20 protein-coding genes are annotated in these 24,502 nt (G+C 66.2%); 7 read left to right on the top strand and 13 right to left on the bottom strand.

The features are described from left to right. Positions 1-185: 185 nt before the first annotated feature. Both NS1_RS11865 and eccCa read right to left on the bottom strand, forming a co-directional pair. On the bottom strand, positions 186-1,637 hold the full coding sequence (locus tag NS1_RS11865) for a type VII secretion-associated protein (protein ID WP_157125183.1): 1,452 nt from the start codon (positions 1,635-1,637) through the stop codon (positions 186-188). Next, entirely contained in the window at positions 1,616-5,653 is a 4,038-nt protein-coding gene (gene eccCa, locus NS1_RS11860; protein WP_062984179.1) for a type VII secretion protein EccCa, read from the bottom strand. Before eccCa ends, NS1_RS11865 begins: the two co-directional genes overlap by 22 nt. Positions 5,654-5,841: 188 nt before the next feature. On the opposite strand from eccCa, the gene eccD reads away from it, so the two are divergent. The 3 genes from eccD to NS1_RS11845 all read left to right on the top strand — a co-directional run bounded on the left by eccD (position 5,842) and on the right by NS1_RS11845 (position 9,553). After that, positions 5,842-7,308 (top strand): type VII secretion integral membrane protein EccD, encoded by a 1,467-nt coding sequence (gene eccD, locus NS1_RS11855; protein WP_062984177.1) that lies wholly within the window; start codon positions 5,842-5,844, stop codon positions 7,306-7,308. Between the two features lie 59 nt (positions 7,309-7,367). Beyond that, positions 7,368-8,723, top strand: a complete 1,356-nt coding sequence (mycP, locus tag NS1_RS11850) for a type VII secretion-associated serine protease mycosin (protein ID WP_235569675.1) — start codon at positions 7,368-7,370, stop codon at positions 8,721-8,723. 62 nt (positions 8,724-8,785) lie between these two features. Then, on the top strand, positions 8,786-9,553 hold the full coding sequence (locus NS1_RS11845) for a potassium channel family protein (RefSeq protein WP_062984176.1): 768 nt from the start codon (positions 8,786-8,788) through the stop codon (positions 9,551-9,553). On the opposite strand, the gene eccB is transcribed toward NS1_RS11845, so the two are convergent. Beyond that, positions 9,550-11,028: a type VII secretion protein EccB gene (gene eccB / locus NS1_RS11840; RefSeq protein WP_063816121.1), complete on the bottom strand. Its 1,479-nt coding sequence runs from the start codon at positions 11,026-11,028 to the stop codon at positions 9,550-9,552. The two genes, NS1_RS11845 and eccB, sit on opposite strands and share 4 nt — an antisense overlap. Positions 11,029-11,141: 113 nt before the next feature. On the opposite strand from eccB, the gene eccE reads away from it, so the two are divergent. Next, positions 11,142-12,785 carry a type VII secretion protein EccE gene (eccE, locus tag NS1_RS11835; protein ID WP_062984174.1) on the top strand — a complete coding sequence of 548 codons (1,644 nt, stop codon included), beginning with the start codon at positions 11,142-11,144 and terminating at the stop codon, positions 12,783-12,785. A gap of 4 nt (positions 12,786-12,789) precedes the next feature. Here eccE and NS1_RS11830 read toward each other — a convergent pair whose 3' ends face one another. Further along, positions 12,790-13,350, bottom strand: coding sequence for an NADPH-dependent FMN reductase (locus tag NS1_RS11830; RefSeq protein ID WP_062984472.1), 561 nt, complete (start codon positions 13,348-13,350; stop codon positions 12,790-12,792). 103 nt (positions 13,351-13,453) lie between these two features. On the opposite strand from NS1_RS11830, the gene NS1_RS11825 reads away from it, so the two are divergent. Next, a complete protein-coding gene (locus NS1_RS11825) occupies positions 13,454-14,434 on the top strand; it encodes a GAF domain-containing protein (protein WP_062984173.1) in 981 nt (326 codons plus the stop codon). Here NS1_RS11825 and NS1_RS11820 read toward each other — a convergent pair whose 3' ends face one another. Continuing rightward, entirely contained in the window at positions 14,435-15,241 is an 807-nt protein-coding gene (locus NS1_RS11820; RefSeq protein WP_062984172.1) for an S-methyl-5'-thioadenosine phosphorylase, read from the bottom strand. It abuts the gene before it with no gap. 133 nt (positions 15,242-15,374) lie between these two features. Between NS1_RS11820 and NS1_RS11815 the strand changes: the two genes are divergently transcribed. Further along, positions 15,375-15,710, top strand: a complete 336-nt coding sequence (locus NS1_RS11815; RefSeq protein ID WP_056818283.1) for a metal-sensitive transcriptional regulator — start codon at positions 15,375-15,377, stop codon at positions 15,708-15,710. A 74-nt stretch (positions 15,711-15,784) separates the two neighbouring features. Continuing rightward, complete coding sequence (locus NS1_RS11810; RefSeq protein ID WP_084503667.1) at positions 15,785-17,161, top strand: ATP-binding protein; 1,377 nt, start codon at positions 15,785-15,787, stop codon at positions 17,159-17,161. Between the two features lie 19 nt (positions 17,162-17,180). Here the strand turns inward: NS1_RS11810 and NS1_RS11805 are convergent, their stop codons facing one another. From NS1_RS11805 to rpsK, 8 genes are all read right to left on the bottom strand, one after another. Continuing rightward, the gene (locus tag NS1_RS11805) at positions 17,181-18,131 is read right to left on the bottom strand and encodes a nitrilase-related carbon-nitrogen hydrolase (RefSeq protein ID WP_062984169.1); all 951 of its coding nucleotides are present in this window, start codon (positions 18,129-18,131) and stop codon (positions 17,181-17,183) included. Positions 18,132-18,385: 254 nt separating this feature from the next. After that, positions 18,386-19,336 carry an AraC-like ligand-binding domain-containing protein gene (locus tag NS1_RS11800; RefSeq protein ID WP_062984167.1) on the bottom strand — a complete coding sequence of 317 codons (951 nt, stop codon included), beginning with the start codon at positions 19,334-19,336 and terminating at the stop codon, positions 18,386-18,388. A gap of 248 nt (positions 19,337-19,584) precedes the next feature. Beyond that, positions 19,585-20,559, bottom strand: coding sequence for a helix-turn-helix domain-containing protein (locus NS1_RS11795; protein WP_062984166.1), 975 nt, complete (start codon positions 20,557-20,559; stop codon positions 19,585-19,587). 304 nt (positions 20,560-20,863) lie between these two features. Next, on the bottom strand, positions 20,864-21,685 hold the full coding sequence (gene truA / locus NS1_RS11790; RefSeq protein ID WP_063057019.1) for a tRNA pseudouridine(38-40) synthase TruA: 822 nt from the start codon (positions 21,683-21,685) through the stop codon (positions 20,864-20,866). Between the two features lie 81 nt (positions 21,686-21,766). Continuing rightward, positions 21,767-22,282: a 50S ribosomal protein L17 gene (gene rplQ, locus NS1_RS11785; RefSeq protein ID WP_056818291.1), complete on the bottom strand. Its 516-nt coding sequence runs from the start codon at positions 22,280-22,282 to the stop codon at positions 21,767-21,769. A 21-nt stretch (positions 22,283-22,303) separates the two neighbouring features. After that, on the bottom strand, positions 22,304-23,362 hold the full coding sequence (locus NS1_RS11780; protein ID WP_056818293.1) for a DNA-directed RNA polymerase subunit alpha: 1,059 nt from the start codon (positions 23,360-23,362) through the stop codon (positions 22,304-22,306). A 91-nt stretch (positions 23,363-23,453) separates the two neighbouring features. Next, positions 23,454-24,059, bottom strand: a complete 606-nt coding sequence (rpsD, locus tag NS1_RS11775; protein WP_056818294.1) for a 30S ribosomal protein S4 — start codon at positions 24,057-24,059, stop codon at positions 23,454-23,456. 24 nt (positions 24,060-24,083) lie between these two features. After that, entirely contained in the window at positions 24,084-24,497 is a 414-nt protein-coding gene (gene rpsK / locus NS1_RS11770; protein ID WP_019045110.1) for a 30S ribosomal protein S11, read from the bottom strand. Positions 24,498-24,502: the final 5 nt, after the last annotated feature.

The following is a 24,502-nucleotide window of genomic DNA, read 5'->3' as shown; positions in this document are numbered from 1 at the left end:
CGGAAGTTTTTTGATTCAGCCGACCGCAGCTGGGCCGGGAAGCATCGGCGGGACGACACTGAAAGGTCGCTCATATGGTTGCCCCCATCCATCAATCTCCCCCAATTTTGATGCAACACCACGCCCTGCAGACGGTACCCGTTGTAGGACATGCGCGCAATTGGCAAGAGCAGGCCACAACGGCCTTACAGACCAACCTCGACGCTGCCAACAACCTGCTCGCAGGCCGGCATCACACTGTCCCAGCCCCCCTTGACGTACTGACAGCCCACGCTGACCTGCACTCCACGTTCGACCAGGACATGCCAGCGAACCGTTGATCCATCGGCAGGTTTTTCTTCGTACGCGAGGCCTGGACGGCCGGCGAAGACAACATCGCGGCGAACATCGGTGACGGCGCCTGCGGGCCTCTTGGCAATTTGAGCAGCGAGGTCCGCAGCGACCTCGTCGTAGCCGGCACCTGGGGTGACCGGTTTCTGGGTGACGGTGATGCGGTGACGGGCAGCGGTATCGGGGACGAGGTCGACGCGGGCGGCTGAGTCGATTGCACGGTGCCAGCCTGCGGGCACCGTCACGACGACCCGGCCGACTGTTTCGGTGGCGGGCATAGGTTTCGGCTGCGATAACGAGGGCCGAGACGGGACCGAGGTTGTTGTCGGCGCGGTGGTTGTCGCGATGGAGGCTGCGGCCCGCTGTTCGCCTGAGCCACCGATCAGGAAGAAACCGCCGATCGCTGCCGCGGCGACAACAGCGATTAGGGCTGCGGCGCCGATGTAGAGCGGGCGGCGATCGAGGGGGTTGGCGGCTGCGGCTCGTTCGCGTAGGGGTTGCATCCACTCGGCCGCAGGGGGGATGGTCGGTGTGTAGGCGGGAGTCCGCTGGGCAGGGCGAGCCAGGTCTATTCCAGTCAGCGAGGTTACGGATACCTTTGCGCCACAAACATTTTTAACGACTGTGGTGACCGAGGCCACTACCACAGGATCGATCGTTCCCAACAGCTGTACGACGTCTGGCGCGCGGTCGACGAGAAGGCGATTCAGTAGTTCCCGGAGGTTGTCGATCCCTTCACTGCTGTCGAGTTCGGAGACTGCGAGATTGGGTTCGACCTCGACCGCCTCGACATGGGTGCCGTTCGCGTCGTATACGACCGACGAGGCCGAGGTCGACAACATGCCGAACTCGATGATCGCGGTGCGCCGACTGCGGCTGGCGGCAATGTCGACGGCCGACGCCCGCAGGGCACAGGACTCGAAGACGACTTCATGCGTGAATTGCTGTGCCGCAGTGCCGAACAGATCGAGCTCGGGCTGCCCCCACGACGTCGGGTGCACGAGGACGATGCGCTCACAGAGGACCGACACACGAAGGGCATCCATGATCGCGGAGAGCACCGCGGACAGAGCCTGCCCCACAGACGGCATCCGAGGTGGCAACGCGATCACACCGCCAGCCATGTATTGCACCACTGACACCGCCTGCGTGGGCGGCGTCAGTGGCTCACCGACAACAAGATCGGAACCGTTGCTGCCTACCACGATCGACGGCGCGACATCCCAATGTGTGGTGGCGCCACGCGCCCACACCTTTGCTTCGCTGACTACCAGTTCGACGACGGTCATTCCGGCTGCGGCATCCAAGCGGTCTGGATAAGCCCCTCGGTGTTGCGGGTAACGAAAGTACCGCGACCTGTCGGCTTCGGGCCTGGTCGCGTGGTACCCGCGAGAACACCTTCATCACGACTGCAGCTCAGGATCAGCGCGGCTGATCCGAGATCCTTCATCCTGGCCAGCGTCGCTTCGTACATGGCACGGCTGGCACCACCGGAACGACGAGCGATGATCAGATGGAACCCGAGGTCACGAGCGTGCGGAATGTGTTCGACCATGGCTGAAACGGGGTTGCCCTGCGAAGTCGCAACCAGGTCATAGTCGTCGACGATGATATACAGCTCTGGACCACTCCACCATGACCGCTCGCGCAACTGCTGAGGGGTTACGTCGGGGCCCGGAGTCCGCTTTGCAACGTAGGTCGCCAATCCATTCATGTAGTCGGTGAACAGAGGCGCCGTCGAACCGTAGCCGGCCTGATACCCCTCGGGAATGAGACCGAGCATGTTGCGGCGGTAGTCACCGACGATAAACCGCGCTTGATCCGGGGTGTTCGACGCGGCAATGCCATCGATGATCGAGCGAAGCAAGGTCGTCTTACCGGATTCGGTGTCACCGATGATGATGAAATGCGGGCTCTCCGCGAAATCCATGTAGACAGGCGCAAGCTCGGCCTCGTTGATTCCGATCGGAATGCGCATGCACTTGGACGACGGATCGACCCGCGACGGCCAATTACCTGCCAGATGCAGCAGTTGTTCGCGCGGGAACTGATCAGGCAGCATTCTGACCTGCGGAGCGGCGCGCCCAGGGGTCGCCCGCTTAATGGTTTCGACCGCGGCGGCGACTGCTTGACCGAGATCGGACGGATCGGAAGAACCGTCGAGGCGTGGTAGCGCCGTCAGCATGTGCAGACATTCGGCTGTCATGCCACGGCCGGGACGACTCTGCGGAACCAGCGCGGCGAACTTGCGGCCGAGGTCGGAATCCATCGGGTCGCCGAGGCGCAGCTCGATGCGGGTGCCGATCTGGTCCTTGAGCGCTGGGCGGGCCTCTGCCCACCGGTTGAGCGCGATGGCAACGTGCACACCGTACGAAAGGCCCTGCACAGCAAGGTTCATGATGGTCTGCTCAAGTGCCTCGAAATCCTGGCGGATCGAGCCGTAGCCATCGATCACCAGGAACACATCGCCGAACGGATCCTCGTGCGCACCAGCGGCAGCAGGACTGGACGCCGGATCTAAGGAACGCAGTCGTCGGAACTCGACCATCGACTCGATGCCGAGCTGACGGAACTTCGCCTCACGGGTGCGCACGATCGTGGTCATTTCCGCGACGGTTCGCCGGACCTGATCCTCGTCGAGACGGCTGGCGACCGAACCGACATGGGGCAGACCGAGCAGACCGGTCATCGTGCCACCGCCGAAATCGAGGCAGTAGAACTGCACCTGCTCGGCGGTGTGGGTCAACGCCATCGCCATGATCATCGAACGCAGGGCGGTCGACTTGCCAGACTGCGGACCGCCGACGACCGCGACATTGCCTCGCGAACCCGACAGGTCGACGACGAACGGGTCGCGACGCTGGTCGTAGGGACGGTCGACGATGCCCATCGGTGCGCGCAGGGTAGCGATCGCGGAATACTCGCCGTTGAGGATGGAGCGTGGCACGAGCTGGTCCATGGTCGGGGCCTCGTCGAGCGGCGGGAGCCAGATCTCATGGGCGGGACGACCGTGGCCCGCGATCCGCGAGACCAGCATGTTCAGGTTCGACATCTGCTCGTTCTCGTCGCCGGCCGGTTCCGGATCGAACTCCGCCTCCACCGGCAGCGGCACCCGGTCCGCGGCACGGAAGCCGACGTGAGTCGCGGCGAAAGGCCGTGCGTTGACGTCGATTTCGCCGCCGACGATGCCGGCGCTGGTGACCTCGCGCGCCGATCCACCACCCACATAAGCGCCCGAGACATACGAGGCCTGGAAGCGCTGGATCTCGCCCGAGTCGGACTTCAGGTAACCGCCGCCGGGGGTGCTCGGCAGGTTGTAGGCGTCGGGGACGCCGAGGACCTGGCGGGACTCGTTGGCGGAGAAGGTCTTCAGGCCGATGCGGTAGGACAGGTGCGATTCCAGGCCCTTGAGCTTGCCTTCCTCCAGACGCTGCGAGGCGAGCAGGAGGTGGACCTGTAGGGAGCGGCCCAGTCGACCGATCATCACGAACAGTTCCGCGAAGTCGGGGTGCTGGGTGAGCAGTTCGGAGAATTCGTCGAGCACGACGAACAGCGCGGGCAACGGGTCCAGGTCGGCGCCAGCGGCGCGGGCCTTCTCGTATTCGGAGACGTTGGCGAAGTTGCCCGCCTGACGCAGGACTTCCTGGCGGCGGTTCATCTCGCCGGCCAGCGCGTCTTTCATACGGTCGACGAGGTCGGCTTCGTCTTCGAGGTTGGTGATGACCGCGGCGACGTGCGGAACGCCGTCGAGGCCGAGGAACGTCGCGCCACCCTTGAAGTCGACGAGGACCAGGTTGAGCTGGTCGGGCGAGTGGGTGGCGAGCAGGCTGAGCACCAGGGTGCGCAGGAATTCCGACTTACCCGAACCGGTCGCGCCGATGCACAGGCCGTGCGGGCCCATACCGTTTTCGGCGGCTTCCTTGATGTCGAGTTCCACCGGGGCACCGTCGGCGCCGATGCCGAACGGCACGCGCAGACGCTCGCGGCCGTAGCGGGGACGCCACGCGCTGGCCGGGTTGAAGTTGCCGATATCGCCCAGGCTCATCAGCTGCGACCAGGTGGAGATCGTCTCGGTCTCGTCGGTCTCGACGTCGCTGCTGCGCTGGGTGGCGGCACGATAGGGCGCGAGCCTGCGGGCGAGCTGCTGGGCCTGCTCGGCACTGACGCGGTCGATGGTGGCGAAGCGTTCCTGGTTGCCGGTGGCGCCGCGACCGAGGCACTCGCCGTCTTCGACGACCATCTTGATGCCACGCGAAACGGCAAGGCGCGGTGCGTAATTGCACAGGTCGATGATGGTGACACCTTCGTACCCGGACTCGCGGAGCTGGTCGTCCTCGGCCTCGAGCAGACCGCCGTCGACGACGATCACCACGTGCACCATGTTCGGGTTGTTCGGCTGGTTACGCGAGTAGCGCACCCGGTTGCCGAGCAGCGGATGCAGGCCGCTCATGGCCTCACGGATGGAGCCGTAGAACATGCGCTGGGTGCCGATGCCGTCTTGCACCTCGGGGTGCTGAGTGTGTGGCAGCCACTTGGTCCACTCCCACTCACGGGCGGTGTCCGGGCCACAGACCACGGCGACGAGCACCTGGTCGGGCGCCTGGAACATGCACAGCTGCAACAACATCGCGCGCGTCATGTCGCGCGCCTGGGCGCGGTCGCCGTCGAGGGCGACGGTGCCGAAGCCCTTCACCGCGATGGCGGTGGGCAAATCGGGAACCGTGGAATGCGCGCGTACGAAGCGGCGCAGCGACACCGCGGCGATGGGCTCGAGTTCTTCGACGGGGCCGGTTTCCGGGGCCACCAGCCTGGTCGCCAGCCGCTGGCCGCCGAGGCCGATACGCGCGTGGCAGAAGTCCTTGTCGCCGGAGCGGCGCTCCCACATCCGGCTGGTGCCCGCGAGCATCCAGATCAAGCCGGGTTCGGGGTGGCTCCACTCGACGGCGGCGCGCTGCTGCTTGGCGGTCTCGTCGACATCTTTACGAACCTGATCGAGGTAGCGCAGGTAGTCCTTGCGATCCTCGTTGGCCTCCGCGGCTTTCGCGCCTTTGCCGCCACCCTGTCCGAACATGGTGACCATCGACATGATCATCATCATCGGGAACATCATCGACATCGGGTTGGACAGCATGCCGCTGCCCTGGGTGAACATCAGCGCCATCATGCCGACCATGCCGACCACCATCACGACGGGCATCAGCTTCGTCAGCAGGCTGCCCGGGGTGATCCGCGGGATCTCCGGCGGCGGCTGCAACGTGACCTCGCCACCCGGCGTACGCGGCATCTCGCGCCGGGCACGGCGCTGGAACCTGACGGTGCTCATGGTCGAAGACTCCCCCTGCTTGACTACTCGCTCATCTGTCGTCGCGAACGGGCTCAGTGTAGAGGTCGCGGCCGACATGTCGTATGGTTCGTCAGGCATTCTGCTGTCCGAACGGTGGGTTCCGCAAACTGTCGACCGTTAAGAGCGGTCGAGCGGAAACACGAGGTAGAGACGGAACTGGGGGAGTTTTGACGCACGCGCGACTCGATCATGTGGAAGAGGACTCCGCGCGCGGCATAGTGCGCGCGCCGGACCTAGCCCGAGTAACCATCCTGGCCAAGCACACGCAGGTAGACATGGCTATTCCGGTCGATGTACCGGTCGCTCTCGTCATTCCCAGCGTGGTCGACATGGTCGCGCAGCACAGCCGCTCGAATGATTTCGACAATGACGGGGAACGCTACGAACCCGCCGAATGGGTGCTCGCGCGTATCGGCCACCCACCGTTCTCCAATTCGCTGAGCCTCGGCGAACAAGGCGTGCGCGACGGCGAATTGCTCATGCTGGAGAGCGCTTCGCACGCGGCGCCGACGCCCCTGTTCGACGACATCATGTACAACGTCGCGGTCGCCGACGCCGAGCACTACCGCAGCTGGACGCCGAAGACGGCCCGCATCACCGGTTCGGTACTCGCCGCGCTCACCATGCTGGTGGGCTGCTTCGGTCTGCTTGCCGCACCGGATGCGTTGCCGTTCTGGGTTTCCGGGTCGCTGGCGCTGTTCGTCGCGATCCTCTGCGTGGTGGCGGGCACGGTGCTGAGCCGCATGTACCGCGACACCTCGGCCGCGCTCGTCCTCGGCGGCTGTGCGCTGCCGACCGCGTTCACCGCCGGCATGCTGCTGGTCCCCGACCATTACGGCGCGGCACATCTGCTGCTCGGATTCGCGCTGCTCGGCTCCATCGCGGTGCTCGCCTGGCGGGTCACCGGCATCGGGCTGGCGCTGTTCATCGGAACGGCGGCCGTCTCGGTGTTCGGCGTGCCCGCCGCCCTGGTGGGTTTGCTCACCGATCAGCCGGTCAAGGCGATCGGCGCGGTCGTCGCCGCGCTCGGATTGGCGGGACTGTCACTCTCGCCGCGTGTTTCGATGCTGCTGGCCAAGCTGCCGTTGCCGCCGGTCCCCTCCCCCGGCACCCCGATCGATCCGACCGAGGACGACCCGGACGACCACCGCGCCCTGCCGACTCTCGACGCTCTGCGCGCACGGTCGGAGCGGGCCCGTAACTACCTTGCCGGCCTGGTCAGCGCGACCACCCTGGTCAGCGTCGTCGGCGCGCTGCTGGCTATCGACGCCGGCGCCGAAGATCCCTACTGGCCAGGTATCTCGCTGGCGCTGGTGTGCGCGGTGGTGCTGATGTTCCGCAGTCGCACCTACGCGGGCGCCGAACAGGCCATCGTGTTGATCGCGGGCGGCTCGGCGATCGTGCTGATGATGCTGATCGGCGTCGCGCTCGAAATGCGCCAGCCCCTGGTCGTTTTCGGCGCCGCGCTGGTGATTCTGATCTCGGCGCTGGTGATGGGCTTGATCGTGCCGAACCAGTCCGCGACACCGCCGATGCGCCGGGCCGTCGAGCTGCTCGAGTACGCGTTCGTCGCCGCGGTGCTGCCGCTGGTGTTCTGGGTCGCCGATCTCTACTCGCTGGTTCGCGGGCTGTGAGGCTCGGCTTTCGACTGACGGCCGTTGCACTTGTCGTCGGGCTGAATGCCGGATTCGGTGTGAGCGGAACGGCTTTCGCTGATCGGCCGCCCGCCATCGATCCCGGGATGTTGCCCGCGGGTGATCCCGCCGCGCCGCCGGACAAGACCGAGCGCGGCAGCGGCACCAACGGACTGTGCTTCCGCACCCAGGCGAGCACCTCGCTGGCGGTGATTCCTCCCAGCCAGCGCTCTCTCGATCTGGAGCGGGCGTGGGAATTCTCGCGTGGCGCAGGACAACTCGTCGCGGTGATCGACACCGGTGTGGAGCCACACCCCCGCCTGCCCGATCTGTGGGCAGGCGGCGACTACGTGGCCGCCGGTGGCAACGGCACCGAGGACTGCGACGTGCACGGCACTGTCGTCGCCGGAATCATCGGCGCGACCAAGATCGACAACCAGGGCTTCTCCGGTGTCGCGCCCGAAGCCCGCATCCTCAGCATTCGGCAGACCAGCTCGCTCTACCAGTCCGAGGGCGCCGGGCGGAACAAGGGACCCGACGACTTCCCCGAGGGATACGGCAAGGTCTCCTCGCTCGCGAGCGCGATCCGGCGGGCAGCCGACTTCGGCGCCCGCGTGATCAATATTTCTCTCGTGGCCTGCAACAGCGGTTCCCCGGCCAACGAAGCGGCCTTCGGCGCGCTCGGCGCGGCCGTGCGGTACGCGGCGCTGGAGAAGGACGTGGTGATCGTCAGCTCGGCGGGTAACTCCGACAACGCTTGCAAGTCAGGCAATCCCGGGCCCGACCCGCTCAAGCCCGCGCAGGATCTGTGGAGCACGATCCGCACCTACGTCAACCCCGCCTGGTACGACGAGTACGTTCTCTCGGTCGGCTCGATCGGCGCCAACGGCGCACCGTCGTCGTTCACCGTGCCCGGTCCGTGGGTCGGCATTGCCGCACCGGGAGAAGGCATTACGTCTCTCGATGCCAGGTCCTCGGGCATCTCCGACGGCAAGTACGACAACCAGGGCAAGTACATGGCTTACAGCGGAACGAGTTTCGCCTCGCCGTATGTCGCCGGTGTCGCCGCGCTGGTGCGCGACAGGTTCCCCGATCTCACCGCCAAACAGGTCATCGAGCGGTTGCAGGCCACGGCCCACGCACCGGCTGAGGGCTGGAATCCGTACATCGGTTACGGCGCAGTCGATCCCGTCGCGGCGCTGACCAACGAGGTGCCGAGAGAACTTCCGCCGAAGCAGGCGAGCCCGGCGCGCAGTCTGCAGCTGCCGGTGCCGGCACCGCCGCCGCCCGCGGACAACACCGCCCGCAATGTGGCCCTGATCGGTTCCGGCGCCATCGGCCTCATCCTGGTCCTCGGTGTGCTGGCGTCGTTCCCGATCCGCCGTAAGTTCGGGATGTCGGTCGACGATCTCTGACCTGCTCGACCAGAGAGCAGGGTACGGTCGGCGGGCCAGAGCCCGTCGACCCAGGTAGCCGCATGAATCCGTCAACGACCGAACGTCCACTCACCCGCCGACAGCAGTGGGAACGCGCGACCAATCTGCCGTTGATGGCGCTCGCGGTGGTGTTCGTCATCATGTACGCGTGGCGGGTGCTCGACACCGAGGTGTCACCGCGGCTCGACACCAGCCTCGTCCTGGCGGATATCGCGATCTGGGTGGTGTTCTTGATCGATTTCGTGGTCAGGCTGTGGTTGTCGGGCGACCGGCTGCGCTTCGTGCGCAAGCATCCACTCGACCTGCTTGTCGTGCTCGTGCCGCCGTTTCGTCCGCTGCGCCTGCTGCGGGCTTCGCTGCTGCTGCTCGACGCCCTCAACCGTGCGACGCACCCGCGCACGCGCCTGGTGACCTTCGTGGCCACCAGTTCCGTGCTGATCCTGCTGCTGTCGAGCCTGGCTTTCTTCGACGCCGAATACGGCGCACCCGACTCCAAGATCGAGACCTTCGGCGACGCCCTGTGGTGGTCGGCGGTCTCGGTGACGACGGTGGGCTACGGCGACGTCTACCCGGTGACCACCGAGGGCCGACTGGTCTCGCTGGTCCTGATGACGTTGGGGATCGGCCTGATCTCCTTCGCCATCGGCACCATGACCAGCTGGGTCGTCGAACAACTCAAGACCGTCGACGACGCCGCCGACCGCGCGGAGAGCTTGCTCAGCGAACTGGTCGTCGAGGTCAAAGCCTTACGGATCGAGGTCGCCGAACTCCGTTCCGATTCCGGAAGGCCGACGACCCCGCCCGACTAATTCGCCGCGGCGACAGGCTTTTTGGCGGGCGAGGGATCCGGCGCGACACCGTCGTGCGCGACCATCGCCTCTTCCCGGCCCATGGTCGGCCCACCCGCGAGCAGTCCGACGATCGGCCACGGCGCCGGTTCAGCGGTGACCTGCTCGAGGCCGAGCGCCTTGACCGCGTCGGCGTTCTTGATGCCGAAACGGACGCCGGTGTCGGCGATGTAGAACAGGCTGTCCTTGCGGCGGCTGTTCGGTTCGATGCCGGTGGCCTGCACGTAGGCGCCCGAAGCGGGCGGGATGAAGACCGTGTCGGCGTTGGGGCCCGCGCCGTCGGCCTGCGCGAGATCGACCATCTTCGCCTTGTCCGGGATCGGCAGATCGATGCCGGTGAGCAAGGTCAGTTCGGCGCGAGCGGTCGCGTCGGTGTTGTCGGTGGCGCCCGCGATCGGCTTCCACGACATGCAGCTGATGGGCTGGTCCTTGGCGGCGATCAGCGTCGGCCGGTCACGCGGGTAGTCCTGCACCTTCAACGACCGCACGATGGTCGCGTAGGTCCGGTCGGTCGACTGAATGGTCGTGCCGTTCATCATTGTCGGATAGAAGTTGCGGATGATCTGGGCGGTCAGCGCCGAGATCTCCTGCAGCCCGTCCTGGAGCACCACATAGTTCTGGTTGGGCTCGTTGAAGACCTGGACAACGTCAGCGATCTTGTGGCCGCTCACGTTGTATGCCGGTGTGCCACCCGGGTTGGCGATCGTCGGGGTGATCAGCGGCAGCACTTCGGGAATCGCGTTGAGCAGGCCCTCGCTGATGGGACGCGGAGTCACGCCGGTGATGCCGAGCGCGTGGGTGACAGCCGGATCGTCCATCTTCACGCGGGCCCGCTTGCCGTCGTAGACCAGGTAGGTAGCGTCCTTGCCCTTCACGAGCATGGCCTTGCCCTCGTCCACCTTCGACGCCTTCGCGCCCAGACTCGGGTCACCGGCCAGCACCGACGTGGTCAGATCCGCTGTGCCGTCGGACTTGAGCTGATCGCACACCGTCCATGTGCGGCCCTTGCCGCCCTTGTCGTAGAGGATCGACGACGGGGCGCCCGGAATGCCGATCAGCTGACCGCGCGGCTTCTTGCCGAGCTCGGATTCCTTGACGATCGCCGCTTTGGACGCCTCACCGGCCGCCAACCGAGCCGAGGCCAGATTCAGCGCGGGATGCACGACATTGTCGACCACCACGTAGACGCCGCCGGATTCCTTGGCGATCAGGATCTTGCTGTCGCCGATCTTGTCCTGCGGGCGCAGCAGTGCGAGCACACCACAACCTGCGAGAACCACGATGCCGAGCACCAGTCCGACCACGTAGGCACGGGTCTGCGCGCGCATCGGGTCGTGCAGCATTCGCACATCCCGGCGCACCAGGGCGTGCTCCATCCTCCGCACCAGGAAGCGGTATCCGCTGACCTGCCAGCGCGTTGTGGGTTTTGAAGGCATGGTTCCTCCCCCGAACAGTGCTCTCGTCCGGGCAACACAGTACAGTTCCCGGCAGCAGTTGTTCGCATTCGGCCATCGGTCGATCGACAATCGGGTACCTGGGGGAGGAACGAATGGCTGAGTTCACCGGGGCGGGACCGCGCCCGCTGTTCGGTCGGATTTCGCTGCCGCACCTACTCATTGCGCAGGTCCTCGGCCTGACCGCGGGGGTTGTCGCGCTGATCTGCGGGCTCGATCCGTTGGCGGCACTCGGCATCGCCATCGTGGTGGCACTGGTGCCGCTGATCCCGATCGGCAAACGCACCGTCCTCGACTGGATCTCGACCATCCGCCGGTATTCCGGCAAGCGCGAGTACACGCTCGGCGACACCGTCGACTTCCGTGACACCGACGGCCGCTCGCTCGGGCTGTACTGGGACGGCAGTCGCGTGGTCACCGTCGTCGAGGTGCTGCCGCCGCGCGGCGGGCTCACCAGGATCGCCCGCACTGCCGTGCACGCCTCACACCTGTTGCCGCTGCCCGAATTGGCCGCGTGCCTCAACCAGCACGACATCCTGCTCAGCGGGATCGACATCATCAGCCACGGCCACCGCAGCCGGTCCGGTACACCCGCGGGCGCGATCTACGAATCGCTGCTCGGCCCGCTGCCCGCGACCGCACACCGCACGGTGTGGCTCGCGATCAGTTTCGACGCGGTGGCCTGCCCCGATGCGACGGCTCGTCGCGGTGGTGGCACCGATGGCGCTTCCCGCTCGGTCACCATCGCCACCCAGCGGATCATGCGCACGCTCGAAGACGCCGATTGCAACGCGCGCATCCTCACCGCGCCGGAGATCCGCAAGGCCGTGCAGCAGATCACCGCGGGTCTCGACCCGCGCACGCTGAGTCAGCGGTGGAAGTACGCCGAGATCGGCAACGCGGTGAACATCGGCAGTGCGGTGGATCCCAAGCAGTTGGGTTCGGATCTGCTCGCCCAGCTGTGGGTCGCGCCGTCGCGGGGCACCACCGTCGCCGTACGGCTGCGTCCCGGTAGCAATGCCGAATCCGTCAGTGTCGGCGCCGCATGGCGATTGACCGCGCGCGAACTTCCGGAGAAGACCAAGTCCAAGGGCATGGTGTCGATGAGCGGCCGTCATCGCGACGCGCTGCTGGCCCACCTGCCGATCGCGGTTCCCGGTGTGGACGACACGATCCCGACCATCGAGTACCCGATCGACATCATCGGCGCGCTGCATCTTCCGTCGTCGGGCTGCGGGCAGCTGCTCGGTTCCGATGACGAGGGCAACGGCGTCGCCACCAGGATCGTCGGCGTCGGCATCTCCACCGTGTATGTGGCGGGCGAGTTGTATCTGGCCCAGCAGTTGGTGTTCCGCGCGCTGGCCGTCGGCGAGCGGGTGCTGGTGCGCACCGATCGGGCGCAGGCCTGGGAGCAACTGGTGACCACCGTCGGTAATCCGGAGCGGCTGACCATCGCCGTCGAAACACACCAGTCCGACGCGGGTTTCACCGCGACGGTCGTCGACGGTGTGCTCGCGCCCGCCCCGCACGCCGGTGTCACCACGATCTACCTCACCGGCGATCCGAACGGCTGGCCCGCGTCGCGCCCCGACCTGGAGATCTTCCAGCCGGGCGCGATCGGCAACCGCGTGGTTCTTCGCACGGGAACGACCAGGGTGAACCTCACGCTGGTGTCGATCCCCCGCGAGTCGACCTACATCGGCCAGCCACGCGGTCAGCGCGCGATGGCCAGCGCCTGACCGGTCAGCCCGGATAGGGTTCGACAGTGCGGGCTGCCCGCAACGTGGTTCCCCACCAGTTCAATTGGTTCAGCATGCGGTCGCACGCGTCGATCGCGGCATCGTCGTCGGTCATGCCGGTCTCGTCGAAGCGGCGCTTGGCCTGGGCGAAGCTCACCGATTCGCGCACCGAGACCATGTGCAGTTCCGCGACCACCTGACGCAACTGCTCGACCGCGCGCAACCCGCCCGACAGGCCGCCGTAGGACACGAACCCGATCGGCTTGGCCCGCCACTCGTGCTTGGCGCTGTCGAGCGCGGTTTTCAGCGAGGCCGGATAGCCGTGGTTGTACTCGGAGGTGACGGCGACGAACGCGTCCGCCGCGGCCAACCTGGCCCGAAACGCCTCGACCTCCGGCGTTTCGGTGAGGTCGACGGGTAGTGCAAGATCACGCAGATCGAGCACCCCCACCTCGAATTCCGGCCGCTCGCCCAGCGCGGTGACCAGCCAGCCGGCCACCACGGGAGCGAATCGCTCGGGGCGGGTACTGGCGACGATGATCTCCAACCGCAGCGGTGCGTTCATGGCGCCGAGCTTATCGACACGCAATGCCCCGGTCCCGAAGCCGCTGGTCGACTCGTGCACGATAGAGCTGTCGGTTTCGTTCATGGGGCGCAGGGGGTCGCACGTGATTATCGGACGTTGGCAGTTGGTGGAGACGCTGGGGACACCACAGACCTGGTCGATGCTGACCGCGGGAACCACGCCGCGCGACTGGGCGTCGTATCACCGGGCGATTCCCGCTCGGCTGCAGCCGTTGATCGCGGCCGCGCACGAGACGGGTGCGCCGGTGGAGGAGGTACTGCCGAAGTCGCGCAATCCGTGGTCGGAGTTGCGGTTTCGCGCTGTGCCGGTGTGGTCGCCCGATGCGGAAACGCACGCGGTGAAGGTGTGGGTCGGGCCCGACGTCCCGGCGGAGGAACTGCGTGTCGCTCCGTTCCAGGTCGACGCACAAGCGCGCGTCGTGCGCACCCATCCCGGTCTCGGACCCCACTTCGGTTCGACGCCGGTCGAATACAGCGGCGCCGAACCGTTCGAGCGGATCGAGCGATTCGATCGCGCCCTGGAATTCGTTGCCGCGCTGCACCGTTCGGAACCTCGTAGCCGATGGTCGGGAGTCGCCACCGTGCATTCGAAGATCGGGCCGCGTTCGCTGTTGGTAGCCGCACGCAACGGCGGCGACGAGCAGCGGCGGTTCGCGTGGCGTGGGGTCACCGTCGATGTCACCGACAGCATTGCCCCGCAACGCAAGTCGTTCGAGGCCTCGACGCTCGAGTTGCTGCGTGAATCCCGGCCCGGCCTGTACCTGGTCATCCTCGACACCGCGCAGGTTCGGGCGGTGCGGTGGGTCACCGAGCCGGTGCCGGGGCTGATATGGCGCGGGGTCGACGAGCGGACCGTCCCGCATCCCGACGACCGCCCGAGAATCGCCGCGCTGCGCGCCGAGGTGCTCGGCGGTGCCACGCGCGCCGGACTGAGCGGATTGCGGCTGGCCGCCGAGGCGGGTGGCTGGTTCACCGTCGACGTCGAGGTGTCACCGCTGCCGAGCGGCGGCGCGGCGCCTGCCTTCATCCTCGCTCAGTTGCAGGTCACCGCGCCGCCGGGATGATCAGGGCAGCTCGAAGGGCAGCGAAACCCCGGCGTGCACGCGGCAGCGCTCACAGGCGTCGGTGCTGTCGACCGCGGTGACCGCGCGACGCAGGAACTCCTTGAACGGTCCGAGATTCTTCTTGAACTCGGCGAACACGTCGACCGCGTGCACGCCGTGGCCCTCCTCGAGACCGGCGTCCAAGTCGGTGACGAGAGCGACTGCGGCGTAGCACATCTCGAGTTCGCGGGCGAGGACGGCTTCGGGGTGTCCGGTCATGTTGACCAGATCCCACCCCTGCCCGGCGAACCAGCGGCTCTCGGCGCGGGTGGAGAAGCGCGGGCCCTGCACGACGACCATCGTGCCGCGATCCTCGACCCGAAGCTCACCCGCCGACTTCACCGCGGCGGCGCGCAGGTCGTCGCAGTAGGGATCGGCGAAGGAGACATGCACACCGCCGCCGTCGAAGTAGGTCTGCGGACGACCCGAGGTCCGGTCGACGAACTGATCCGGCACCGCCACGGTGCCGGGACCCCAATCGGCGCGCAGACTGCCGACCGCGCACGGCGCGAACACCCGGCGCACCCCGAGCGAACGCAGCGCCCACATATTCGCCTGATAGGGCAGAGTGTGCGGCGCGAACTCGTGCTGCTTGCCGTGGCGCGGCAGGAAGGCGACGGCACGGCCTTCGACCTCCCCGATCGCGACCGGCGCACTCGGCGCGCCGTACGGTGTGTCGACCTCGACGTGCGTCGCGTCGTTGTCGAAGAAGTCATAGAAACCGCTGCCGCCGATAACGGCGAGTGCGGGCCGGGGAAGCGAACTCATGGCGTCGATTCTTCCGTCCGGGCCGACCGCGCGCAGCACCGGGGACTGTCATCTGACAATTGCACCGCGAAACTGTACCCTAGGGGGGTATTAGTTCGCCACGCGAGCTACCAGGCAGGCGAGGAGACCTTCGGTGACATCACCCACCCCCGACACCGCGACCGGCGACGAACACGCGGGCCACGCGGGCCACGGCTACATCACCGCCAAGGACGACTACCTCAAGCGACTGCGCCGCATCGAGGGCCAATCGCGCGGACTGCAGCGGATGGTCGAAGAGGAAAAGTACTGCATCGACATCCTCACCCAGGTCTCCGCCATGACCAAGGCGCTGCAGGCGGTTGCGATGGGGCTGCTGGAGGACCACATCTCGCACTGCGTCGTCGATGCGGCGGTTGCCGGTGGGCCCGAGGCCGAAGCCAAGATCAAAGAGGCTACCGACGCGATCGCCCGGCTGGTCAGGTCCTGATCGACCCCGTTGACGTGTTCTACTGAGTGTTGCCAGCAGGATGCTCGTCGATTCGCCACCGGGAGGACACGTCCATGTCTGTCGATTCCGCCGTGGTGTCCGCGCGATCGGAAGACGGCCGCTCGTTCATCGTCGACGACGCCGCGGCCAGCCCCTTTCCCGCCGGATCCCTGATCGTGGTCAGCTGCGGGGGGCGTAGGCAGCTCGCGCTGGTCGAGGAACGGACGGCGACAGCGCCCATCGGGTTGCGTGGCCGATTGATCGGCGAGCTCACCGACGACGGTGTCGACACCAGGGCAAGTCACGCCTTCGACGGCGGTGCGGTCAGCGCGGCCGATCGCGACACCGTCGCCGCGCTCCACCACACCACCGGCGCCGAACTCGAGGTGGGGGTGAGTCTGTCGGCGCCCGGCGGTCCGGCCCGCCTGCTCCCGACCCGCTTCAACCGACACACCTTCTGGTGCGGCCAGAGCGGCTCGGGCAAGACCTACGCGCTCGGCGTCGTCCTCGAACAGCTGATCGCCCATACCGCGCTACCGATCGTCGTCTTCGATCCGAACTCCGATTTCGTGCGGATCGGCGAGGTGGTTCCCGGCGCCACCGGCCCGACCGCCGACGCTTTGCGCGAACGCGATATCCGCGTGCTCCGACCGAAGGGCGACCCGCCCGGTCGCCTGCGTGCGAGGTTCATCGACATGACGCTGACCTCGAAAGCGGCTGTGCTGCAGCTGGATCCGGTGGCGGATCGGGAAGAGTTCAACGAGCTGATCCATCTGTCGGCAATGCTGGTCGGCGAGCTCCACGAGGTTCTGGTCCGCCTGCGCGCCGTCGACACCCCGGCTCGCCGCCGCCTCGCGATGCGCGTGGAGAATCTGGGGTTGCTCGACTGGGAGGTGTGGGCCGGAACCGATCGGGCGGTCACCGACATCGTCGCCGAACGTCCTGATGTGGCGGTCCTCGATCTCGGCGGATTCTCCACGCCCGCACAGCAACTCGTCGTCGCCCTGTCGGTGCTGGACGATCTGTGGGCACGGCGCGAGGAACGGCGTCCGGTCCTGCTGGTGATCGACGAGGCGCACAACCTCGCCTCACCCGGGCTCGATTCGCCGGTAGCCGTCGCGGTGCGCGAACGATTGATCCAGATCGCCGCCGAGGGCCGTAAATTCGGTCTGTGGCTCCTGCTCTCGACGCAACGCCCGTCGAAGGTGCACCCGGGCATCATCTCCCAGTGCGACAACCTCGCCCTGATGAAGATGACGTCACCGGCCGACCTCGCCGAGCTCGGCACCTACTTCGGCTACGCGCCGAGCGACCTGCTCGCCCAGGCGCCCTGGTTCCGACAGGGTGAGGCGTTGCTGGCGGGCGGATTCGTCCCGACGCCCACCCTGGCCAAGGTGAACAAGCGGCTGACCCGTGAGGCGGGCGCCGATGTGTCGGTGCCATTGCGTTGAGCACCGGCCAGGTAGGTATCTATGCCCGCGCAGGCTGGACCCGCACCGGCTCACGCCGAACGATCCGACCGCTCGACACCCGGAGAGGCTGCGAGCGCTCAGCGCGCGGCACAGCCGCTGTGGCCGTGCGCAAACTACGACTGAGATCCAACTCGGCGTAGAGCAGTCCCTCCTCTCCTTCGGCCAGCGGCGCGGCGAGTTCGAGCCCACCGGGTCCGAAGATCCGCGAGACCCCGCCACCGCCACGGAGCAGACGCCGCTCGGGCGTGCGCGCGTCGACGACCTCCCAGCCGGCCACGGGCACGACCGCGACGGGCGCGATGACGTAGGTGGACCCATCCATCGCGTAGCGGACGCTGGCCGCCGTATTGAGGTCGGGCCCCCATTCCTTGCCCTCGCCGTAGTACACGGTGAAGCCCGACCACGCCGAGACGTGGATCTGTTCGCGCTGATCGTGCAGCTGTCCGCGCAGGTCGGCACGAAGATGATCGGCTCCGCCGAGCACCCCGATCCGGCCGTGCACAGTGTCACGGACCAGTGGCCTCCCGCCTGGAGAGCCGCTGAAGACAGTGCGTTCGAGCCCCGTCGGTTCGGCCTTGCGAGCGACGGCGATGATGCCGTCGGCATCGATCAGCGCTTGGGACATGAAGACCTCGCGTCCGTCCCGCTCGGCGAAGCCGATCGAGACGTGAACGCCGGTGCGGCGGGCCGCGTACGCGATGGCGCGCAGTTCAGGGCCGTCGGCGGTCACCGCGTTGGCCAGGTACCTGGCCAGGAATTCCTCACCCCAATCCACCGAATTGAGCCACATCCACCACGGGAATCCGGGCAGGAAGGTCTCCGGGAAAGCGATTAGTTGCGCACCGCCGCGTTCAGCCATCTCGATGTATTCGATTGTTTGTTCGACTCCGGCGGACAAATTCAACCACTTCGGCTCGGCTTGCACCGCTGCCACACGTATCCGACTCATCGTGCCCCCTTGTCGCTCAACCCAGTGAAGAGTGTTCAATTCACTCTCTCGCAGAATGGCGCCGCACAAACTGTCATCCCGTGCCAGTCGACTGACCCTCCGTGCCAATTCTTTGATTGCTGTCGATGCACTCGGTCGAACGGAAGCCATCGTAGCCGTAAATGAGCCATGCCGAGGACACCGAAGTGTCGACCATTCTTTCGGTGTAGGCAGATCGAATTCAGCCGCTGCCGGACATGCGGTAATACGGTTGATCAGACGGACAGCGCACTCGACGCGATCATGCGAAATTCGCCGGGAGTCATCCCCGTCTCCAACCGGAAGGCACGGAAGAAGTGGCGTTCGGAGGCGAAACCGGACGCGATCGCGACGGTCGCCGTCGCCCGGTTGGGGTGGCGAACCAGCAGTGTGCGCGCGCATTCCACCCGCATGCGCCGCAGCACGGCACTGAGCCCGTCTTCCACATCACCGAACAGCCGATACAGCGTTCGGCGCGACACCAGACAGGCACGCGCTATGTCGTCGATCGTCAGGCTCGGGTCGGCGCACCGGGCCCGCATGAAGGCGAGTACCTGCTCGCGGGTCAATGCCTGCGCCGGCTCACCCGACGGGATTTCCCCCGAGGCCAGTCGGACCGCGGACGCGAGCAGTTTGACCCCGTTGTCGGCCAGCACGGCCGCGTGACCAGGGGCGCTCTGCTGAATGCGGGCCAAATCGCGAAAGAAGCCAGCGACCACCCCGCCCGCGCTGTCGGCGGTGACCGTCACCGCGGTCGGCAACGGGAAACAATCGGAACCCAGTTGTCGGCGCAGGACCTCGAGCGGTGTCTGTACGACGACCTGCGCCCACGAACCGCGCAGATCCCAGTGATACGGACGCGAGGTGTCGTAGAAGACCATCTCGCCGGGGCGCACCAACGCGACTCGATCGTCTTGGTAGAGCAGCCCGGAGCCTTCGGTCAGAATGGAGACCAAGAGGAATTCGCCATCGGTCTTCGCGATTCCGCGCCGGGTGCGGCGAATCCGCTGGGCGCTCGCGCTGACCGTCGACAGTTCGAAGCCTGGCTGGCTGCTGCGCTCGATTCGGCCGTGGAAGGCGTCCTCACCGGTCGGATCGACCAGCAGCGGGACGTAACTCTCCGAGAGCAGCGACTCCCATTCGGCGAACGATTCGCTAACCCCGGCATGGGACTGCGCGAACTGCATGGCAGTACCTCGCTTCCTATCCGAATCGAACAGCAAACACCTGGCGTCGCACGGTCATCGGGCTCGCCCAGCGCCGAGCCTGCCAGATCAACCGTTCAGTTTCTATCTGATGTTTCCGAATGGGATGATTCGCCAACATCGAAAAGGCGTCTAGCACTGCCGATTCCAGCGAATATCCATGACGAGTCTTTCATAGTGAAACCCCCATGTGAGACACATCACCATGTGCCGCAGGGCGGTTCGGAACCTCAGAAATGGGTGCTGGAACGAGCTACTACTCGGTATTCGCCCGGTGTCATGCCCGTCGCCGTCCGGAACGCACGATAGAACTGTCGCTCAGTGGCGAATCCCGACGCCGTCGCCACTGCCGCTACCGAATGGAAATCGGGCGCCGCCAGCAACACCTGTGCACGCTCCAAGCGCATTCCGCGCAGCACTCCCCCGAGCCCGCCCTCGAATTCCGCGACCACCCGGTAGAGCGTGCGCCGCGATACCCCGCACGCGTCCGCGATCCGCTCGATTGTCAAGCCGGGGTCGGTGAAGTTGGCGCGCAGATAGTCCAGCACCTGCTGCCCGTTCACAGCCTCGATCTGGGCCCTGCCAGGTTGCCCGCCCGACGCGATCGTGGCCGCGGCGCCGAGAAGGTCGATCCCGCTACTCGCGAGCACTGCCGCGGATTCCGGATCGACGCGGTGCAACTCGGCGACCTGCCGGAAGAACCTGGCCAGCATCGGCCCGACGCCGCCGTCTCCGATCACCATCCCCGCAGGCAGTACGTCGGCACGAACCCCCAGATAGTCGACGACCTGCTGGCGGGGCACGCGAATGGTGAGATCCTCGATCATGCCCTCGGAGCTCCACCGAATCGGCTGTGCGGTGTCGTAGAAGATCATCGCGCCCGGCGTCAGCTCGACGCGATTTCCCGCGTGCTCCACCTGGGCGCGGCCGGCGAGTACGACGCTACCGATGACATGAAAATCGTCGGCTCTGGCAATATGCCGTCGCGTCCGGCGCAATTCGTGACCGTCGGCAACCACCGTGCCAACGGCGATATCTCCGAAGTCGGCCGATCTGATTAGACCCTCGAACGGGCGCGGCACGGTGGGTGAGATCGACACTTCGGTGAGCGCGCGGGTGACCAACTGTTCCCAGTGCTCGAACGCATCCGACGCCGCGATCTGCGCGGTCGAGCAGATCTCGGGAAAACCCTCGAATGCTGTCATCGTCGGATTCCGCTATTCCACCGCGACTATCGGGACGCAGGCATCTGATACGACTGCTTCCCGTTCATCGAATGAGGCCGGGGAGGCTTCCATAGTCCGCACCTATTTCTATCGCCGTACCAACACTCGAGAGAAACCTAGCATCGCCACCGAAAAACACACCGCCAACGTGCGCGGGCCCACCGCAATCGGCAGTGCCACAAGGGAGTTGCCCAATTCTCAGGCTGTCGACATCACGTCGAAACGATATAGAATCACCATTCGAATTGTCGAGTGTCACAAATTCGCGGACACGACACAGGGATCAGTCGCCACAGCAGCCTTCATCGGGTACCGGAACCGTTCTGGTTTCCCGGGTTTGGATGTTGCGCGCGGCGAGCTCGGCGTCGGCGGGGTAGTCGACGGCGATGAGGCTCAGGCCGTGAGCAGGGGCGACTGTGACCGAGCTGGATCGTTCGGTTTCGGCGAGAAGGGTTTTGGTCCATTCAGGGGTGCGGCGGCCTTCACCGACCGCGAGGACGGCGCCGACGAGGCTGCGCACCATCGACCAGCAGAAGGCGTCGGCGCTCACGTAGGCGGTGAGCAGGTCGCCGTCGCGTTCCCAATCGAAACGCTGGAGTTCGCGGATGGTGGTGGCGCCCTCGCGTCGGCGGCAGAACGCGGCGAAGTTGTGCAGGCCCAACAGGTTTCGTGAAGCGGCGCGCATGGCATCAAGGTCGACGCCGGGCTTGCACGGCACCACACCGCGCGCCTGCAACGGCTGCGCGCCGTAGGGGGCGGTGGTGAGCCGGTAGGCGTAGTGGCGGCGCATCGCGGAGAAGCGGGCGTCGAATTCGGCGGGAGCGGTGCGGATTTCGGTGATCCGCACATCCTTGGGCAGGAACTTGGCCATGCGGTACAGCAACTTGTCGGCGTCGAATTCGGACTCCGTGTCGAAGTGCGCGACCTGCCCCTCGGCGTGCACGCCAGCATCGGTGCGCCCGGCGACCGTCAGCTGCAGCGGCTCACGCAGCACCTTCGACAGCGACTCCTCGAGCACACCCTGCACCGTGCGCAACCCCGGCTGGCGTGCCCAGCCGGTGAAATCGGTGCCATCGTAACTGATCCCGAGCCGCACCCGAGTCATGCCATCCTCCTGATTTCGCGCAGAGAAAGAACCGAGCCCGCCACCCACGAAGGGTGACGGGCTCGGCAGAACTCCTGGGAATCAGGCGTCCTTCTTGTCCTCGGTGGCCTCGTCGGCGGCCGGGGCATCAGCCACGGTCTCGTCGGCGACGGTCTCGTCGACGACCTCAGCGGCCGGAGCCTCTTCGGTCTTCTGCGAAGCGGCGACACGACGAGCCCGATCGGCCTCGTTGGTCACGGTCTTCTCGCGGACGAGCTCGATGATGGCCATCGGCGCGTTGTCACCCTTGCGCGGCAGCGCCTTGGTGATACGCGTGTAGCCACCCTCGCGACCCTCGAACGAGGGGCCGATGTCGGCGAACAGGACGTGGACGACGTCCTTGTTGCGGATGTCCTTCATGACCTCACGACGGTCGGCAAGGCTGCCGGCCTTCGCCTTGGTGATGATCTTCTCGGCGTAGGGACGCACCGCCTTGGCCTTGGCCTCGGTGGTCGTGATCCGACCGTGCTCGAAAAGCGCCGTGGCCAGGTTGGCGAAAATCGCCTTCTGGTGCGACGCCGAGCCGCCGAACCGGCGGCCCTTCTTGGGCTTGGGCATTGTGGGTTTCTCCTGGGCGTATTAAAGCTGTTCGGTTTCGGCGTAGTCCTGCTCGCCGCCGTCGGTATCACTGAACGTGCCGCTGTCGCTCCACGTTCCGGTGCTCGCGTCGTAACCCACCACGGAGGACGGGTCGAACGACGCCGGGCTGTCCTTGAGCGAGAGGCCGAGCGTGTGCAGCTTGACCTTCACCTCGTCGATGGACTTCTGGCCGAAGTTGCGGATGTCGAGCAGGTCCGACTCGGTGCGGGCAACGAGCTCGCCCACCGTGTGCACACCCTCGCGCTTGAGGCAGTTGTAGGACCGGACGGTGAGGTCCAGGTCCTCGATCGGCAGACCGAACGAGGCGATGTGATCTGCCTCGGCCGGGCTGGGGCCGATCTCGATGCCCTCGGCTTCGACGTTGAGCTCACGGGCCAGGCCGAAGAGCTCGACCAGGGTCTTACCCGCCGAAGCGAGCGCGTCCCGGGCCGTGATGGAGTTCTTGGTCTCCACGTCGAGGATGAGACGGTCGAAGTCGGTGCGCTGCTCGACACGGGTGGCCTCGACCTTGTAGGTCACCTTGAGCACCGGGGAGTAGATCGAATCCACCGGGATCCGGCCGATTTCCGCGCCGGTCGCCTTGTTCTGCACGGCGGGCACGTAACCGCGACCCCGCTCGACGACGAGCTCGATCTCGAGCTTGCCCTTGTCGTTCAGGGTGGCGATGTGCATGTCCGGGTTGTGCACGATGACGCCGGCGGGCGGGACGATGTCACCGGCGGTGACGGTGCCCGGGCCCTGCTTACGCACGTACATGGTGACCGGCTCGTCCTCTTCGGAGGACACGACCAGACCCTTGAGGTTCAGGATGATGTCGGTGACATCTTCCTTCACGCCGGGAACGGTGGTGAACTCGTGCAGGACGCCGTCGATGCGGATGCTCGTGACCGCGGCCCCCGGGATGGAGGACAGCAGGGTACGACGCAGCGAGTTGCCGAGGGTGTAACCGAAGCCCGGCTCGAGGGGTTCGATGGTGAACTTCGAGCGGTTCTCCGCCACAACCTCTTCGGTCAGTGTCGGACGCTGGGAAATCAGCATGAGGATCTACTTCCTGTTCAGGGCATCCGCTATTTGATGCCTCGTCAGTGATTGCGGGGGCCGCTGTGTGAGCAGCCCCCACCAAAAGCGCTTACTTCGAGTAGTACTCGACGATGAGCTGTTCCTGCAGCGGCACATCGATCTGCGCGCGCTCGGGCAGCTGGTGCACCAGGATGCGCAGGCGGCCGGGGACGACCTGCAGCCAACCGGGAACCGGACGGTCGCCGACGGTCTCGCGAGCCACCTGGAACGGCAGCGTCGGGAGCGACTTCTCCTTGACATCGATGATGTCGTACTGGGAGACCTGGAAGCTGGGGACGTTCACGTTCACGCCGTTGACGATGAAGTGACCGTGGCTGACCAGCTGACGGGCCTGACGACGGGTACGAGCCAGACCGGCGCGGTACACGACGTTGTCCAGACGAGCCTCGAGCAGACGGAGCAGGTTGTCGCCGGTCTTACCCTTGAGGCGGTTGGCCTCTTCGTAGTAACGACGGAACTGCTTCTCCATGACGCCGTACGAGAAGCGAGCCTTCTGCTTCTCCTGCAGCTGCATGAGGTACTCGGATTCCTTGATCCGCGCGCGGCCGTGCTGGCCGGGCGGGTAAGGACGACGCTCGAACGCCTGGTCGCCTCCGACGAGGTCGACGCGCAGACGACGCGACTTGCGGGTGATGGGGCCTGTATAACGTGCCATTTTGAGCTTTTTCCTTTCCCGCTATTAGACGCGACGCCGCTTGGGCGGACGGCAGCCGTTGTGCGGCTGCGGAGTGACATCGGAGATCGAGCCCACTTCCAGGCCTGCGGCCTGCAGCGAACGGATCGCGGTCTCGCGGCCCGAACCCGGGCCCTTCACGAACACGTCGACCTTCTTGACGCCGTTCTCCTGCGCCTTGCGGGCAGCGTTCTCGGCAGCGAGCTGCGCGGCGAACGGGGTGCTCTTACGCGAACCCTTGAAACCGACGTGGCCCGACGACGCCCACGAGATGACATTGCCCTCGGGGTCGGTGATCGAGACGATGGTGTTGTTGAACGTGCTCTTGATGTGCGCGTGGCCGTGCGGGATGTTCTTCTTATCCCGGCGACGCGACTTCTGAGTCTTCTTCGGGCCAGCGGCCCGGCTCTTCGGAGGCATACGCT

Source organism: Nocardia salmonicida NBRC 13393, from assembly GCF_001613085.1.
Lineage (GTDB): Bacteria > Actinomycetota > Actinomycetes > Mycobacteriales > Mycobacteriaceae > Nocardia > Nocardia salmonicida.
Note: the sequence above shows the minus strand (reverse complement) of the source record. Positions and strands in the feature narration are given on the sequence as shown.